Annotated in this window: 15 protein-coding genes; all 15 read right to left on the bottom strand. The window is 58.3% G+C overall.

All coding sequences use genetic code 11. The annotated features are described in order from the left end of the window. Window position 1 precedes the first annotated feature (1 nt). The 15 genes from dnaE to tsf all read right to left on the bottom strand — a co-directional run bounded on the left by dnaE (window position 2) and on the right by tsf (window position 17565). The gene (gene dnaE / locus BN1125_RS03495; RefSeq protein WP_042010696.1) at window positions 2–3481 is read right to left on the bottom strand and encodes a DNA polymerase III subunit alpha; all 3480 of its coding nucleotides are present in this window, start codon (window positions 3479–3481) and stop codon (window positions 2–4) included. A 68-nt stretch (window positions 3482–3549) separates the two neighbouring features. Beyond that, window positions 3550–4140 carry a ribonuclease HII gene (gene rnhB / locus BN1125_RS03490; protein WP_042010749.1) on the bottom strand — a complete coding sequence of 197 codons (591 nt, stop codon included), beginning with the start codon at window positions 4138–4140 and terminating at the stop codon, window positions 3550–3552. Between the two features lie 119 nt (window positions 4141–4259). Further along, entirely contained in the window at window positions 4260–5399 is a 1140-nt protein-coding gene (lpxB, locus tag BN1125_RS03485; protein ID WP_042010694.1) for a lipid-A-disaccharide synthase, read from the bottom strand. Beyond that, window positions 5392–6183 carry an acyl-ACP--UDP-N-acetylglucosamine O-acyltransferase gene (lpxA, locus tag BN1125_RS03480; protein ID WP_084202239.1) on the bottom strand — a complete coding sequence of 264 codons (792 nt, stop codon included), beginning with the start codon at window positions 6181–6183 and terminating at the stop codon, window positions 5392–5394. The genes lpxB and lpxA overlap by 8 nt, the downstream gene beginning before the upstream one ends. A gap of 5 nt (window positions 6184–6188) precedes the next feature. Further along, window positions 6189–6650 (bottom strand): 3-hydroxyacyl-ACP dehydratase FabZ, encoded by a 462-nt coding sequence (gene fabZ / locus BN1125_RS03475; protein WP_042010693.1) that lies wholly within the window; start codon window positions 6648–6650, stop codon window positions 6189–6191. A gap of 24 nt (window positions 6651–6674) precedes the next feature. Then, window positions 6675–7694, bottom strand: a complete 1020-nt coding sequence (gene lpxD / locus BN1125_RS03470) for a UDP-3-O-(3-hydroxymyristoyl)glucosamine N-acyltransferase (RefSeq protein WP_042010747.1) — start codon at window positions 7692–7694, stop codon at window positions 6675–6677. 3 nt (window positions 7695–7697) lie between these two features. Then, on the bottom strand, window positions 7698–8210 hold the full coding sequence (locus tag BN1125_RS03465) for an OmpH/Skp family outer membrane protein (protein ID WP_042010692.1): 513 nt from the start codon (window positions 8208–8210) through the stop codon (window positions 7698–7700). A gap of 146 nt (window positions 8211–8356) precedes the next feature. Beyond that, entirely contained in the window at window positions 8357–10888 is a 2532-nt protein-coding gene (gene bamA / locus BN1125_RS03460) for an outer membrane protein assembly factor BamA (protein ID WP_042010691.1), read from the bottom strand. 34 nt (window positions 10889–10922) lie between these two features. Next, window positions 10923–12275, bottom strand: coding sequence for a sigma E protease regulator RseP (gene rseP, locus BN1125_RS03455; protein ID WP_042010690.1), 1353 nt, complete (start codon window positions 12273–12275; stop codon window positions 10923–10925). Next, the gene (gene ispC, locus BN1125_RS03450) at window positions 12275–13471 is read right to left on the bottom strand and encodes a 1-deoxy-D-xylulose-5-phosphate reductoisomerase (protein WP_042010689.1); all 1197 of its coding nucleotides are present in this window, start codon (window positions 13469–13471) and stop codon (window positions 12275–12277) included. The genes rseP and ispC overlap by 1 nt, the downstream gene beginning before the upstream one ends. After that, entirely contained in the window at window positions 13471–14328 is an 858-nt protein-coding gene (locus BN1125_RS03445; protein WP_042010688.1) for a phosphatidate cytidylyltransferase, read from the bottom strand. Before BN1125_RS03445 ends, ispC begins: the two co-directional genes overlap by 1 nt. A gap of 27 nt (window positions 14329–14355) precedes the next feature. Further along, window positions 14356–15132: a polyprenyl diphosphate synthase gene (gene uppS, locus BN1125_RS03440; protein WP_042010687.1), complete on the bottom strand. Its 777-nt coding sequence runs from the start codon at window positions 15130–15132 to the stop codon at window positions 14356–14358. Between the two features lie 72 nt (window positions 15133–15204). Beyond that, window positions 15205–15762 (bottom strand): ribosome recycling factor, encoded by a 558-nt coding sequence (frr, locus tag BN1125_RS03435; RefSeq protein WP_042010686.1) that lies wholly within the window; start codon window positions 15760–15762, stop codon window positions 15205–15207. A gap of 115 nt (window positions 15763–15877) precedes the next feature. After that, window positions 15878–16612 (bottom strand): UMP kinase, encoded by a 735-nt coding sequence (gene pyrH, locus BN1125_RS03430; protein WP_033137947.1) that lies wholly within the window; start codon window positions 16610–16612, stop codon window positions 15878–15880. A gap of 71 nt (window positions 16613–16683) precedes the next feature. Continuing rightward, on the bottom strand, window positions 16684–17565 hold the full coding sequence (gene tsf, locus BN1125_RS03425; protein WP_042010684.1) for a translation elongation factor Ts: 882 nt from the start codon (window positions 17563–17565) through the stop codon (window positions 16684–16686). Window positions 17566–17572 lie beyond the last annotated feature (7 nt).

The following is a 17572-nucleotide window of genomic DNA, read 5'->3' as shown; positions in this document are numbered from 1 at the left end:
TCTAATCAAAAACCAATTCAACCCGCTCTCGTCCAAGCAGGACTCGCAAGTCATCTATCAGTTGATCGGTGGGCGTCACCCGCCACTCGGTACCGAGCGTCAATCGCACCCGGGAACCGGGGCGACGATAGTTTACCTGAACCGGACAGACTCCGGCACGGGCTGGCTCCAAAATCTCGCACAAACGCGGGAAAAAGCGATCATCTATCCGCTGATCATCGAGGGAGATACGGATTGCTCTGGCAAAACGCTCCCTCGCATCGTTGATATCCAGTAATTCACGGGCCGACATTTTAAGGCCACCGGAGAAGTCATCAAAGCTGACCTGTCCAGAAACCACCAAAATACGGTCTTTTTGCATCAATTCTTCATATTTTTCCAGCGCTTCACTGAACAGGGTCACATCGAGGCGACCGGAACGGTCGTCCAACGTGAAGATCCCCATCTTGTTGCCACGCTTGGTCACCATGCTGCGCGCCGCAATCACCAGCCCCGCTGCCGTGGTGACGGTATCGCGGGAGGTGGGATGCAGATCGCACAGGCGACCCGAGGTATAACGACGCAATTCGCTGCTGTACTGGTTGATGGGGTGACCGGTCAGGTAGAGCCCGAGGGTCTCGCGCTCCCCTTCCAGCCACACCTTGTCAGGCCAGTGCGGCACATTGGCAAACGCCTTCTTGACGTCGTCTATCTCTTCGGTGAGCACGCCAAACATGTCGACCTGCCCCACGGCTTGTGCCTTGGCGTGCTGCTCAGCGGCCCGCATCGCCTCCTCCAGCGTGGCCATCAGGGCGGCGCGGTGGGGGCCGAGCCGATCCATGGCACCGGAGAGGATCAGCTTCTCCATCACCCGCTTGTTGAGCTTCTTGGTGTCGACCCGGTTGCAGAAGTCGAACAGATCGCGGAACGGGCCGTCCTGGTCCCGGGCGCTGAGAATCGCGTCGATGGGCCCTTCACCCACCCCTTTCACCGCCCCGATGCCGTAGACGATATGACCATCTTCGTTGACCGAGAAGCGATAGCGACCTGTGTTGACATCCGGCGGGATCACGGTCAGCCCCATCCGCTGGCACTCGTCCACCAGGGTCACTATCTTGTCGGTGTTGTCCATATCGGCGGTCATCACCGCTGCCATGAACTCGGCCGGGAAGTGGGTCTTGAGCCAGAGGGTCTGGTAGGAGACCAGCGCATAGGCGGCGGAGTGGGATTTGTTGAAGCCGTAGCCCGCAAACTTCTCCACCAGATCGAAGATCTTTACCGCCAGTTCGCCGTCAATGCCATTCTTGACGGCACCTTCCTCGAAACCGGAACGCTGCTTGGCCATCTCGGCCGGGTTTTTCTTACCCATGGCCCGGCGCAGCATGTCCGCCCCACCCAGGGTATAGCCCGCCAGGGTCTGGGCGATCTGCATCACCTGTTCCTGATAGACGATGATGCCGTAGGTAGGCTCCAGGATAGGCTTCAGGCTCTCGTGCTGCCATGTGGCGTCCGGGTACGAGATAGCCTCATCCCCGCGTTTGCGATCGATAAAGTTATCCACCATGCCGGACTGGAGCGGGCCAGGTCGGAACAGGGCCACCAGAGCGATCATGTCTTCGAAGCAGTCGGGCTGCAACCGCTTGATAAGATCCTTCATTCCGCGGGATTCGAGCTGGAATACCGCCGTGGTCTCGTAGCGTTTGAGCAGATCGAACGACTTCTTGTCATCGATAGGAATCGCGGCGATGTCCACCGGCGGCTTGCCCTCTTTGGCCAGACGCGGGTTTATCATGCCGAGCGCCCAGTCGATGATGGTAAGCGTGCGCAGCCCGAGGAAGTCGAACTTCACCAGACCGGCGTACTCCACATCGTTCTTGTCGAACTGGGTGACCGGGTGATGACCCTCGTCGTCGCAGTAGAGCGGCGCAAAGTCGGTGATCTTGGTAGGCGCGATCACCACGCCACCGGCGTGTTTACCGGCGTTGCGCACCACCCCTTCCAGGCGACGCGCCATATCGATGAGGTCCTTGACCTCTTCGTCCTGCTCGTAGAGCTCGGGCAGCTTGGGCTCGGCCTCGAACGCCTTGGCGAGCGTCATGCCCGGATCCGGCGGAATGAGTTTCGAGATGCGATCGACGAAGCCGTAGGCGTGACCCAGCACCCGGCCCACGTCCCGCACCACCGCCTTGGCCGCCATGCTGCCGAAGGTGATGATCTGGGATACCGCGTCCCGGCCATACATCTCGGAGACGTGCTCGATCACCTCATCGCGCCGATCCATGCAGAAGTCGACGTCGAAGTCGGGCATGGATACCCGCTCGGGGTTGAGGAAACGTTCGAACAGCAGGTCAAATTCCAGCGGGTCGAGGTCGGTGATCTTGAGGGCGTAAGCCACCAGAGAGCCAGCCCCCGAGCCCCGGCCCGGGCCAACGGGAATGCCGTTGTCCTTGGACCACTGGATAAACTCCATCACGATGAGGAAGTAACCCGGGAAGCCCATCTGGTTGATCACTTTCAGCTCGATATCGAGACGCTCGTCATACTCGGGACGGCGCTCGGCGCGCACTTGCGGATCCGGGAACAGAAATTCGAGACGCTCCTCCAGACCCTCTTGCGACTTGGCCACCAGAAAATCTTCGGTGGTCATGTCGCCGGTCGGAAAGTTGGGCAGGAAGTACTCACCGAGGCGCACCGTTACGTTGCAGCGCTTGGCGATCTCCACCGTGTTCTCCAGCGCCTCGGGGATGTCGGCGAAGAGATCCAGCATCTCCTCCTGGCTACGCAGGTACTGTTGGGGGCTATAGCGACGGGGACGGCGCTTGTCCATCAGGGTGTAGCCATCGTGGATGGCCACCCGGATCTCGTGGGCGTCGAAATCATCGGTAGAGAGGAATACCACCTCGTTGGTCGCCACCACCGGCAGCGCGAACTCGGTGGCGATGGCCACCGCCATGTGCAGATAGACCTCTTCATCGGGTCGACCAGTGCGCAGCAGTTCGAGATAGTAGGCATCCGGGAAGTGGGTCTGATAGAAGGCGAGACACTGCTCGGTCATCTGCCGGTTACCCTTGAGCAGGAACTTGCCCACATCCCCCTCACGCCCGCCGGAGAGGACGATCACCCCTTTGGCGTGCTCGGCGAGCCAACTCTTGTCGATGACCGGGCGCCCCTGCACGTGACCGCGCTGGTAACCGCGGGAGATGAGCAAGGTGATATTCTGGTAACCCTCGTTGTCCATGGCCAGCAGGGTGAGGCGGAACTGCTCGTTGCCAAGCTCCTCACTCTGAACCCAGACGTCGGCGCCGACCAGGGGCTTGATCCCCTTGCCATGGGCGGCGCCATAGAAGCGCACCAGACCGCACATGTTCATCTGGTCGGTCAGGGCGATCGCCGGCATGTTGTCGGCTGCGGCAGCCCCGACGATGGGGTTGATCTTCTGCAGACCGTCCACCATGGAGAAGTCGGTGTGAACGCGCAGATGGATAAAACGGGGGTCAGCCATTGTCATGCCCTCTCATTACGCAAGCAGAAACAATCAAGGCAGAAATCGTTCAGACAGATCAGCATGGATTATTCGAGCCCCAGTGCGCGGCGCACCGGCTTGAAGCTTTTGCGATACTCCGGCAGCGGACCTCGCTCGGCCAGAATGGCGAGGTGCTCAGGCGTAGGGTAGCCCTTGTGACGAGCAAAGCCATACTCGGGATGGCGGCTGTCCAGCTCGGTCATCTCCGCATCGCGAGTCACCTTGGCGAGGATCGAGGCAGCGCTGATAGCGGCCACCAGGCTGTCGCCCTTGACCACGGCGCGCGCTTCCATCGGCAATGCCGGGCAGCGGTTGCCATCGATAAAGACCAGCTCGGGGGTGACCTTCAACCCCGCCACGGCGCGCTGCATCGCCAGCATGGTGGCATGGAGGATGTTGAGCTCGTCGATCTCCTCCGGAGTGGCGCGACCGATGGCCCAGGCGAGCGCCTTCTCCCTGATCTCGTCAAACAGCGCCAGCCGTTTCTTTTCGGAGAGCTTCTTGGAGTCGTTGAGCCCCGCGATCGGATTGGCGGGATCGAGAATGACCGCAGCGGTGACCACATCACCCACCAGGGGGCCACGGCCCACTTCGTCCACACCGGCAACCAGCTTGTCGTCAGGAATATCGATCATCATCTTGTAGCCTTGAATCAAAACAGGCCCCGTGGGGCCTGACAGGGGTCGAGTGGCGCGGCATCACCGCTCGAAAAACAGATTAACGGGTAGCGCGGCGCAATCGACAGTCCGACATAGCGTTATCTGCCGAGCAGATCCGCCACCGCATCGGCGGCCTGCGAGTCGGCATTACAGCGGATCAGCTGGTGCAGCTCGGTGAAGGTGTTGACCAGCGCACTGTTGTCGTGCTCGAAGTACTTGCTCACCTCGATCACCAGATTCTCCGGGGTGCACTCGTGCTGGATCAGCTCCGGCACCAGCATGCGACCGGCGAGCAGGTTGGGCAGAGAGACAAACTCGGTCTTCACCAGTCGCTGGGCCAGCCAGTAGCTGAAGGGCTTAAGCTTGTAGCCCACCACCATCGGCTTTTTCACCAGCATGGCTTCAAGCGCAGCGGTGCCGGAGGCGAGCATCACCACGTCGGCGGCGATCATCGCCTCGCGCCCCTGCCCTTCCAGCAGGACCATGTCGAGCTCCGGTGCCACCTCGGCCTTGATGGCCATGAACTGCTCACGCCGCTTCTGGTTGACCAGGGGCACGATAAAGCCGAGATCCGGATAGCGCACCGTGAGGTGTTTGCACGCTTCGAGAAACAGGGGGGACATAAAGCCCACTTCCGCGGTGCGGCTGCCCGGCAGCACTGCCAGCCAGCGGCGATTGGCATCGATACCGAGATTGCGACGCACGGCGGCCTGATCCGGCACCAGCGGAATATCGTCCGCCATGGTGTGGCCGACAAAACGGCAAGGGGCCTCGAAACGGTCGTAGAAGGCTTTCTCGAACGGCAGGAAGGCGAGCACCATGTCGGTGGCCGCCTTGATCTTGTGAATGCGGTTCTGGCGCCAGGCCCATACCGAGGGGCTGACATAGTGAACCGTCTTGATACCGGCGCGGCGCAGTTTCAGCTCCACCCCGATATTGAAATCCGGTGCATCCACGCCGATGAAGATATCGGGCGGATTGGCGATAAAGTGGCGCAGCAGTTCACGACGGACCTTAAGAATGCGTGGCAGACGGCCCAGCACCTCGGTGATCCCCATGACGGAGAGCTCTTCCATCTCGAACAGGGCCTTCACACCGAGGGCCTGCATGCGGGGGCCGGCGATCCCTTCGAACTGCGCATCCGGGTAGCGAGCTTGCAGCTCGCGCACCAGACCGGCAGCCAGAATGTCGCCGGAGACCTCTCCGGCGACGATACCGATGCGAACCGGATCAGGCACGGATAATCCCGCGCTCGTTATCTTTGAGAAAGTCCACATAAAGCTGGACGGCCGGCTCGGCTTGCGCCATCTCGATCAGCACAGGCAGTACCTCTTCGATGGTCTTGCCGGATCGGAAGATCTCTTTGTAGGCGCGCTTGACGGCAGAGATGGCCTCGGGCGTATAACCACGGCGACGCAACCCCTCGGAGTTGACCCCAAACGGCTTTGCGTAGTTACCAGCAGCCATCACGTAGGGGGGCACGTCTTTGTTGAGCGCGGCGCAGCCACCGACGAAGGCGTGGGAGCCGACGCGGCCAAACTGGTGAATCGCGGAGAGACCACCAAAGATCACGAAATCGCCGATCACCACGTGGCCCGCCAGGGTCGCGTTGTTGGCGAAGATGCAGTTGTCACCGATGATGCAGTCGTGGGCGACGTGGACGTTGACCATAAACAGGTTGCCACTGCCCACCTTGGTCAGGCTCTGATCCTGCACTGTACCGCGGTGGAAGGTGCAGTTTTCGCGAATGACGTTGTTGTCGCCAATCTCAAGGAAGGTGCGCTCACCGGCGTACTTCTTGTCCTGGCAATCCTCACCGATGGAGGTGTGCTGGAAGATCTTGTTGCCACGACCAATCTTGGCCGGGCCCTTGATCACCACATGGGAACCCACCCAGGTGTTGTCACCGATCGTTACCTCGGCGCCGATGACAGAAAAGGGGCCGATTTCAACCCCTTTACCGATAACGGCAGACTCATGGACGATGGCTGTATCGTGAATGATGGCAGTCTGGTCGATCACGTGTGTTAAACCTCGCGTTTGGCGCACATCAGCTCGGCGGTACAGACCACTTCACCGTCGACGGTGGCGACACCGGTGAACTTGGCAATACCGCGACGCTCTTTCAGGAACACCACGTCGAGCACCAGTTGATCACCGGGGCCAACCGGACGCTTGAAGCGAGCGTTGTCGATTGAAGCAAAATAGTAGAGTTCGTTGGGGGACGGCTTGCCCACCATGGTAAACGCCAGGATACCGGTGGCCTGTGCCATCGCTTCCAGGATCAGTACACCGGGAAACACCGGCTTGGCCGGGAAGTGGCCCTGGAAAATCGGCTCGTTGAACGAGATGTTTTTGATGGCGCGCAGGGTTTTGCGCTCATCGCTGATCTCGTAGTCGTCCACCCGATCCACCATCAGAAACGGATAACGGTGGGGCAGCAGATCCATGATTTCCTGGATACCCAGGCTCTTCTTTTCAGTAGTCAAAACAGTACCCTATACCAATCGTGATTATTCTTGATCCAGCGTCTTCTCAAGCTTGCTAATCCGCTTGTGCATCTCGTCGATACGCAACACCCGGGCGGCGGTCTTGCGCCACTCTTTATTGGTCTGCAGGGGGATGCCGGAAGAGTAGACACCGGGCTCGGTAATGGGGCGCATCACCATGGCCATACCGGTGACGGTAGCTTGGTCGCAGATCTCCATATGCCCGTTAAAGACGGAAGCGCCGCCAATGATACAGTATTTGCCGACCTTGAGACTACCCGCCATCACGGTGGAGCCCGCCACGGCGGTGCCGTAGCCGATCTCGACGTTGTGGGCGATCTGGCACTGGTTGTCGATGATGACGTTGTCAGCGATGCGGGTATCTTCCAGCGCACCACGGTCAATGGTGGTGCAGGCACCGATCTCGACCCGGTTGCCTATGGTCACGCCGCCAAGCTGGGGGATCTTGATCCACTCGCCACGCTCGTTGGCGTAGCCAAAACCATCGGCCCCGATTACTGTCCCGGATTGAACCAGACAGTCGGTACCCATGGTCACATTGTGATAGAGGGTGACGTTGGCCCACAGCCGAGAGCGAGCTCCCAGCCGGGTGTTCTTGCCAACGAAACAGCCCGGGCCAATGCGCACATCGTCACCCAGCACGACGCCGGATTCGATCACCGCATTGGCACCGATGGCCACTCTCTCGCCCAGTTGCACATCAGCCGCGATAACGGCGCTCGGATGGATATCCGTGGCCGGCTGCGGGGTGGTATCCAGCAGTTGGGCCACCCGGGCAAAGCCCACATAGGGGTCTTTGAGCACCAGGGCATTGGTGGGACAAAAAGACAGATCCGCTTCTGTGATGAGCACGGCGGTCGCCTTGCTCTGCTCCAGATAGTGCCGGAACTTTTTGTTGGACAGGAAGGTGATATCCCCCTCCCCGGCCTTTTCCAGTGTCGCTACCTTGCGGATTTCCAGGGTTCCGTCGCCATGGACCTGGGCCCCCAGTTGCTGGGCCAGCTGTGCGAGAGTGAATGCCATCAATTAGTTGCTCTTGCTTACCTGAGAAATAACCTGGCCGGAGATGTCCAGCTTGCTGGCGGCATACGGGGCGGCATTGCGCTCCAGCACCAGATCGTAACCATTGCTCTTGGCGATGGCGTCGATGGCAGCCTGCACCTTGGTCAGGATCTTGTTGCGCTCTTCAGACTGGCGACGGCCATTGTCCTGCTCGAATGCCTGACGCTTCTGGTTGAACTCCATCTGCAGCTTGGCCAGCTTCTCCTGGGTCTGCTTCTTTTGATCGGCGCTCATGAAGGCTTCGTCCTTCTTGAACTTCTCGACCAGCTTCTGGCCTTCGGATTCCAGCTTCTGCAGCTCGCGCATACGCGGCTCGAATTCGCCTTTCAGCTTGGCGGCAACGGCTTCACGCTGGGGCAGCTTTTGGAACACTTCGCCCATGTCGACCACGGCAATCTTGGTCTCAGCGAAGGCAGAACCCATGCCGGCAGCCATCAGTGCAAAGCTCAAACCAGCTACTTTCAACGCTTTATTCACACTTACTCCTTGGTCCCTCGGTCGAGGGCTACCTGATTTACCCGATTATGCAAGCGGCGTGAGGGCCATCTTGTTACCTGGTGAGTCACGCATACAGCGCAACCCATCATTAAATACCCCCACCTTGTGAGTGGGGGGAATCTTGTTTAGAAGGTACGGCCAATGTTGAAGGAGAAGACTTCGGTGCGATCCCCGTCATATTTCTTGATTGGCTTGGCCAGGGCGAACACCAGCGGGCCCATCGGCGAGAGCCACTGCAGGGAGACACCGGCAGACATCCGGATATTCGCCGGGTCCGAGTAATCTTGACTCTGGTAATCACAGTCTTCCCCGTCAGCACAGGGATAGTCGCCATTGGCAAACTCGGTATTCCAGACCGAACCGGCATCGATAAAGACGGTAGAACGGATCTGCGGACGGTATGTCTCGGAAACAAACGGGGTCGGGAAGACCAGTTCGACCGAGGCTACCGCCAGGGCATTACCGCCAACCGCGGTATCAGAACCTTCGTAGCTACCGGTCTCACAAGGTTTATCGCCAGTACAAGTCCCTGAGCCTGGTTTGATGTAGGTTTTGTAGATGGCTTTGGGGCCAATGGTGTTGCTCTTGAAGCCACGTACCGTATCAAAACCACCGGCATAGTAGTTCTCGAAGAAGGGCAGCATGGACTCGCTGCCATAACCATTGCCGTAGGAGACGCGCCCCTTGCCGATCATCACCCAACTGTGATCTGCATCGAGCGGGAAGTAGTGGGCATCTTCGGCAGAGAGCTTGTAGTACTGCAGATCCTGACCGGGCACCGTGACCTTGGCATTGACACGCTGGCGGTTACCCGCGGTCGGGAACATCCCCTTGTTCAGGGTGGAGCGGGTCCAGCCTGCGGTCACATCAATGGTCACGAAATCAAGGTCGTCACCATTTTTTGAGTAAAGATCCCAAAACTCATCCATTTGTACCGACTGGCGGTTATCGTTCCACTGATCCCAGCAGTAGTCGTAATCATTATCATCACCGCGGTCTTCTAAACACTCCCGATAGTTCTTGTCATTGAATTCGGGACGACTCAGCTTGGTATTTTCAATACCGGTACTGAAATCCAACCTGTTGGTCTCGTTAACGGGGAAGCCGCTGGAGAGACGGAAACCGATGGTCTCGTTCTCGTAATCGACGATATCCGCATCATCGGCCTTGAACTGGTTGTAGTAGACCCGGCCACCCAGGCTGACACCGTCAACGGTGAAGTAGGGATCGTTGTAGCTCAGATCAACGTTCTTGGAGTAGTCATTGGTGCTGGCATTGATGGCAACCTTTTTACCGGTTCCCATAAAGTTGTCCTGGGAGATCCCCGCCTGCAGGCTTATACCTGACTCGGTACCGTAGCCGATACCGGCGTTGATGGAGCCCGCCGGCTGCTCCTTGACCTTGAAGTCGAGGTCAACCAGATCATCGTTGCCCGGTACCCGCTTGGTATCCACTTCAACGCTCTCGAAGTAGCCAAGACGGTTGAGTCGGGTCTTGGACTGCTCGATGTTATCGGAGGAGAGCCAGGTACCTTCCATCTGACGCATCTCGCGACGCAGCACCTGATCCTGGGTGGTGGCGTTGCCGCTGAAGTTGATATTGCGCACATAGACACGGGGACCCGGTTCAACGTTAACGATCAATTCGACTTCTTTAGTCTGATCGTTAATTTGCGGGAACGTCACCACTTTCGGATAAGCATAACCATAACGACCGAGGAACTTGGAGAGCATCTCTTCGGTGTGGGTGACCTGACTGGCAGAGTAGGTGCTGCCCGCTTCGATGGGGATCAGCCCCTTCATCTCGCCAGCGCGATCGATCAGATCGCCCTTGAGCTGGACACCGGAGACCTTGTACTGCTCCCCTTCCTTGATGTTGAGGGTGACATAGACCCCCTTCTTGTCCGGCGTCATGGAGACCTGAGTGGAATCCTGCTGGAAACGGATATAACCGCGGTCCATGTAGTAAGAACGCAGGGTCTCGATGTCACCGGCCAGCTTCTGCTTCTGGTAACGCTGATCGGCGGTGAAGTTCCACCAGGGCACTTCATCACGCAGGGAGAGTTGGGCGATCAGCTTCTCTTCCGGGAAGACGCTGTTGCCGACTATGTTGATCTGCTGGATTTTGGCGGCCTGACCTTCGACAAAGGTAAACTTGAGGTCAACCCGGTTGCGCGGCAGCGGGGTGACGATGGCCTTGACCCTGGCGGAATATTTGCCCACACCGTAGTAGAAATCTTCCAACCCCTTCTCGAGGGAGGTGAGCACGGTGCGATCCAGCGGGTCGCCAATACGGATACCGGAGGACTCCAGACTCTGGGTCAGTTGCTCCTCTTTGATATCTTTGTTGCCGGCAAACTCGATACTGGAGATGGTTGGGCGCTCCTTGACCATCACCTGCAGCACCTGGCCGTCACGGTAAACCTTCACATCCTCGAAGTTACCCGAGGCATAGAGCTTTTTGATGGCGCTGGCCAACGCCACGGAGTCGACGGTATCACCGACCCGGATCGGCAGGTTCAACAGTGCGGCACCCAGGGTCACCCGTTGCAGACCTTCGACCTGAATATCTTGCACCACAAAAGAGGCAGGGGCCGCCTGGGCCAGGAAACTGGCACCCAGCAGGCAACTCAACACCAATGCTTTTTTAACAGCCATTTTGTTCTTATGTGTCCTTGTTGATGCTCTGGCCTCAGAGGCGAGCGAAATCGTTAAACAGCGCAATGCCCATCAATAACATCAGAATGGCGGCGCCGATCCTGAAACCCACTTCCTGTATTTTCTCTGATACCGGCTTGCCAGTGACCGCTTCTATCAGGAAATAGACCAGATGGCCACCATCGAGCACCGGCAGGGGGAATAGATTGATAATCCCCAGGTTGACGCTGATCAGCGCCAGAAAACTCAAGAAATAGACCAGACCATAGTCAGCACTGCTACCGGCCCCCTTGGCAATGGAGATGGGGCCACTTAGATTGTCCAGCGACACTATGCCAGCGACCAGCTTGCCGATCATGTCAAAGGTGAGTGTGATCAGGCTCCAGGTCTTGTTGGCCCCCTGCCACAGCGCCTGCAAAGGCCCATACTGTAACAGAATTCGATATTCATCAGGTAATGGAACCAGTTGCGGTGAGAGACCGACGAATCCAACCAGCTTGCCCTGCACCTTGCGGCTATCTGGGGTCAGGGTCATGTTGAGATCGCTATCGTTGCGTTCCACCACCACTTGCAAGGGCTCGCCCGGTGCCTGCTGCACCCGTTCAACAAACTCGCTCCAGGCGGTGATTGGCTGATCGCCGACCTGTTTGATGCGATCTCCCACCTGCAATCCCGCTTTTTCACTGGCACTCTTGGCAACCACGGAGGCGACCACAGGCAGCACTTTACCACTCAGGGGGACGATCCCCAGACTGCCGATGGGCGACTCTTTATCCGGATCGAAGGTCCAGCCGCTCAGCGACAAGGTCTTGTCGGTGGCATAGCTGGTATTGGGCGCCTGCACCCTGAGGGTCACCGACTTATCCCCCAGATGGCTGATAAGGGCATAGGTGACACTCTCCCAGTCACCGGTCGGCTCATCACCGACCCCGACGATTTCCATGCCGGGCAGCACGCCCGCCTCGGCAACGATGGAAGCGGGACGCACCTCGCCAATCACCGGCTTGACGCTCGGCACCCCGATAATAAACATCAGCCAGAGGGCAAACAGGGCAAAGACGAAGTTGGCCATGGGGCCCGCGGCCACAATGGCCATCCGCGCCCAGACACTCTTGTGGTTGAAGGCATACTGCTCGTCACCGGGTCTGAGCTCATCAACCCGGCCATCGAGCATCTTGACGTAGCCACCGAGCGGGATCAGGGCCAGCACATATTCGGTGCCATCCTTGCCCATCCTGCGCCAGATCGCCTTACCAAAACCGATGGAGAAACGCTCCACCTTGACGCCACAACGACGGGCCACCCAGAAGTGACCAAACTCATGCACCGCAACCAGCAGGCCGAGCGCAACGATAAAGGCACCGATATTCCACAACACACCGCCCATCAGCCAAGCTCCTCAATTAAAGTGTGAGCACGGGCTCTTGCCGTACCGTCCAGGGCAAACAGATCATCGAGGGAGCCGACGGCACAGCTCTCCAGCGCCACCATCACCGCCTCGTTGATCCGGGCAATATCCATGAAACCGATGCGTTCGGCCAGGAAGGCGGCAACCGCCTCCTCGTTGGCCGCATTGAGCGCGGTGGTCGCAGCTTGTCCCTTCTGGCAGGCATCGATGGCCAGCGCCAGACAGGGGTAGCGATCGTAATCAGGCCGGATAAAGCTGAACTCTCCGACACTGAAGAAATCCAAAGGTTCCACACTGGAGGGGATGCGGTTGGGATAAGCCAGTGCATGGGCGATGGGGGTACACATGTCCGGATTGCCAAGCTGGGCCAGCACGGAGCCATCTTTGTACTGCACCATGGAGTGGATCACCGACTGCGGGTGGATCACGACCTGGATCTGTTCGGGGGCCGCATTGAACAACCAGCGCGCTTCTATGTACTCCAGCCCCTTGTTGATCATGGTGGCGGAGTCGACCGAAATCTTGGCTCCCATCGACCAGTTGGGATGAGCAATGGCCTGGGCCGGCGTCACCCTGGCCAACTCGCTGATCTCGGTGAAACGGAACGGCCCGCCAGAACCGGTCAGCAGGATCTTGCTGATCCCCGCGCCAGCCAGATCGCAAAAACCGGGCGTGCGCTGCACAGCGGTCGGCAGGCACTGGAAAATAGCATTGTGTTCGCTGTCGATGGGCAGCAGCTCGGCACCATGTTCTCGCACCGCCTCCATGAAGAAAGCACCGGACATCACCAGCGCCTCCTTGTTGGCCAGCAGAATGCGTTTACCGGCCCGCACTGCCGCCATGGTGGGCGCAAGCCCAGCGGCACCGACGATGGCCGCCATCACACTATGGGCATCGGGGTGAGCGGCCACGTCGCACAGGGCCGCCGAACCAGACATGACCCGGGTCGCACTACCGTGCGCCTTCAGACGAGCAGCCAGTTCACGGGCGGCATTCTCGTCGACCATCACGGCAAAACGGGGGGAGAATTCGAGACAGTCCCGCAACATGGCATCCACGTTACGGGCAGCGGTCAACGCCAACACTTGCCAACTGCCCGGGTTATGGCGCAGCACTTTCAAGGTACTCTGACCAATGGAGCCGGAGGCCCCCAGAATAACCAGTGACTTGTGCATCAAAACTCCTGACTGAGTAGCAGATAACTGAGCAGAAACACCGGCAGGGCGGCGGTCAAGCTGTCAATCCGATCGAGGATGCCACCGTGGCCCGGCAGCAGGGTGCCGGAGTCCTTGATACCCGCTTCGCGCTTGAACATGCTCTCGGTCAGGTCACCCAGTACGGAGGCCAGCACAGCCAAGAGGGAACAAAACAGCACTATACCCATCTTGACAGGCACAAAACCCATCCACCAAGTGACGCCGATGGCCAGCAAGCTGGCGGTAAAGAGGCCGCCGCACATCCCTTCGATGGTTTTGCCCGGACTGACCGCGGGCGCCAGCTTGTGTTTACCGAATGCCTTGCCGAAAAAATACGCGCCAGAATCTGCCGCCCAGACCAGCCCCATCACGAACAACAGGATCCAGGCCCCCATCATGGGATCATGGTAAAAGTTGTAACCACGGATGGCCACCAGAGACCAGAAGAAGGGAACCAGCGTCACCAGACCAAACAGGGACTTGAGCCAGATGGAGTCTTTCCACAGCTTGGCGCTCCGGGGATAGCGCAGCACCAGCAGCAGTCCAAGCAGCCACCAACTGATAGCAGTCCAAAGCACTCCTATCACCAGCGGATTCAGGTGGGGGGTCCAAAGCTGCTCCACCGGCAGCCAGAACAAGCTGGCACCGAGCAGCAGGCAATACACCAGCGGCAGCCACTGCTGCGGCTTGGCAGAAACAAAGCCACTCCACTCGCGGCTGGCCAACAGAAATACCAAAGATGCCAACAGGGCAAAAAATTTCAATGGCAGAAAGAAGAGCGCCCCCAACACCAGGGGGATCAACATCAAAGCAGTAATAATTCGTTGTTTTAGCAAAAGAAACCTCTCTCTTGGGAGCGGGGTTTAGCCGGTCTGCTGCTCGGCGATCAATTCCCGTATCTGTTCACCCGTGCAACCGAAGCGACGCTCGCGGGCCACGAAGGAGGCCACGGCCTCACTGAACTCGGCCTCGTTGAAATCGGGCCACAATACCGGGGTAAAATAGAGCTCGGCATAGGCGAGCTGCCATAACACAAAATTGCTGATGCGATGATCACCGCCGGTACGGATCAACAGGTCCACCGGTGGCAGATCGGCCATGCAAACCTCGCGGGTCAGCATGGACTCATCAATGTCGTCAGCGGCCAGTTCACCGGCAGCGACCGCTTTGGCCAGCTTGCGCGCCGCCTGGGCGATATCCCACTGGCCGCCATAGTTGGCCGCTATGTTCAGGGTCAACCCCTTGTTGTTGGCGGTCAACGCCTCTGCCTTGGTGATTTTTGCCTGCAATCGCTCACTGAAGCGAGCGGTATCGCCAATCACCTTGAGCCGGATCCCGTGACTATGCAGTTTCTGCACCTCTCGGCCCAGCACGGTAATGAACAGCTCCATCAAGGCACTGACCTCCCCTTCCGGGCGGCGCCAGTTCTCGCTGGAGAAGGCAAACAGGGTCAATGCCTCGATCTTGGCTCGCGCAGCAAAGGTCACCGCCTCGCGCACCGCCTTGACGCCCGCCTTGTGACCATAAACCCGCATCTTGCCACGGTTCTGGGCCCAGCGACCGTTACCATCCATGATGATGGCGACGTGACGGGGTAAAGACGAGTTGGCACAATCACCCAACGCAGCCAAAAGCGACATGGTTTTCTCCCACAAAGACAAAAGCGCCGTGCAGGGGCACTACACGGCGCTCGTAATATACCTTTCAGGCGCTTAGATTTCCATTAGCTCCTTCTCCTTTGCGGCAAGGGCCTCATCGACCAGCTTGACAAAGGCGTCGGTCAGCTTCTGGATCTCTTCCTGGGCACGACGATCGTCATCCTCGGAGATCTCTTTCTCTTTCAGCAGCGCTTTGAAATCGGCGTTGGCATCACGACGGATGTTGCGCACAGCAACACGGGCGTTTTCCGCTTCGGCACGGACGATCTTGGTCAGATCGCGGCGGCGCTCTTCGGTCAGCGGCGGCAACGGCACGCGCAGGGTCTGGCCATTACTGGACGGGTTCAGGCCCAGATCGGAGGTCAGGATCGCCTTCTCGACCGCCTGGATCATGGAGCGGTCAAAAATGGAGATGGAGAGGGTACGAGCATCTTCTGCCACGACGTTGGCCAACTGTTTCAGCGGAGTGGCCGCACCGTAGTACTCAACCTGGATGCCGTCGAGCAGGCTCGGATGAGCACGGCCGGTACGGATCTTGGACATTTGGGTCTTGAGCGCTTCAACGCTCTTGCCCATACGGTCCTTGGCGTCGTTTTTAATCTCGTTGATCACAGTGGTTTTCCTTTTGGCGAACGAGCCGTTACACGGCCCGTGTCTATCTTATTTACTGACGTGATGGATAGGATAAGAGCGCCTTGCAGCTTGCCGTTATCTTACTTACCCACGTTTACTTGCCAACGTGGTGGATCAGAGTACCTTCCGGCTCCCCCATGATAACCCGACGCAGGGCGCCCGGTTTGTTCATGTTGAACACGCGGATCGGCAGATCATGGTCACGTGCCAGGGTAAAGGCAGCAAGATCCATTACCTTGAGCTCTTTTTCAAGAACCTCATCATAACTCAGTTCATGATACAGCACGGCATCCGGATTCTTGACCGGATCCTCGTTGTATACACCATCGACCTTGGTGGCCTTGAGTACCACGTCGGCTTCGATCTCGATCCCGCGCAGGCAGGCCGCAGAATCGGTAGTAAAGAAGGGGTTGCCGGTACCGGCAGAGAAGATCACCACTTTGCCGGCACGCAACTGGCTGATGGCCTCGGCCCAGCTGTAGGAGTCACAAACGCCCTGCAGAGAAATGGCAGACATCAGACGGGCATTCACATAAGCACGATGCAGGGCATCACGCATGGCCAGACCGTTCATCACGGTTGCCAGCATACCCATGTGGTCGCCCACCACGCGGTTCATGCCCGCTTTGGCAAGACCGGCACCACGGAACAGGTTGCCGCCACCGATGACCAGACCGACCTGAACACCCAACTCAACCAGTTCTTTGATCTCTTGGGCCATCCGCTCCAGCACCGCTGGATCAATGCCAAAACCCTCGGATCCTTGCAGGGCTTCACCACTCAACTTCAGAAGAACACGTCTGTATGCAGGTTTGGGATTGGTACTCATGTCACTGATTCCTGGTCATATAAAGACCGCGACATAAGTCGCGGTCTGGGGAAACGGAAAAACCGGTTCGATTAGGCCTTCTGAGCGGCCGCGATTTGAGCTGCAACTTCAGCAGCGAAATCGGTCTCTTGCTTCTCGATGCCCTCGCCCACTTCGAAGCGGGTGAAGGAGACAACGTCAGCGCCTTCTTTCTTCAGCAGCTCGGCAACAGTCATGGAAGGATCTTTCACGAACGGCTGACCAGTCAGGGAAACCTCACCGGTGAACTTCTTCATGCGACCTTCAACCATCTTCTCGGCGATCTCTTTCGGCTTGCCGGAGTTGATGGCGATGTCGATCTGAATTTCGCGCTCTTTGGCAACGACTTCAGCAGACACATCTTCAGGCTTGACGAATTGCGGGCTGTTGGCTGCAACGTGCATGGCCAGATCTTTGGACAGCTCGGCAGAACCACCGGTCAGCTTGGTGATAACACCAATGCGGGAACCGTGAACGTAGGTACCCAGGTTGTCACCTTCAACCAGCATCACGCGACGCAGGTTCATGTTCTCACCGATCTTGGCGATCAGGTTGGTGATGGTCAGCTCGACGGATTCGCCGTTACCGAAGTCAGCGGCTTTGAGCGCGTCAACGTCAGCAATTTTCTGGGCAGCAGCGATGTCAGCGATCTTCTGGCCCATAGCCATGAAGCTGGCATCTTTGGCGACGAAGTCGGTTTCGCTGTTCAGCTCGATCATGACGGCAACGTTGCCTTCGGTGCGAGCAAAGATCACGCCTTCAGCGGCGATACGGCCCGCTTTCTTGGCGGCTTTGGCCTGACCGGATTTGCGCATGTTCTCAATTGCCAGCTCGATATCACCAGCAGCTTCTTCCAGTGCTTTTTTGCAATCCATCATGCCAGCGGCGGTGCGCTCGCGCAGTTCTTTTACCAGGGCGGCAGTAACGTTAGCCATGTCCAGT

Origin of the sequence: Aeromonas fluvialis (assembly GCF_000819885.1) — a bacterium.
In the GTDB taxonomy this organism is placed as follows: domain Bacteria; phylum Pseudomonadota; class Gammaproteobacteria; order Enterobacterales; family Aeromonadaceae; genus Aeromonas; species Aeromonas fluvialis.
The sequence above is the reverse complement of the archived record's forward strand: the minus strand, read 5'-3'. Positions and strand labels throughout refer to the sequence as shown.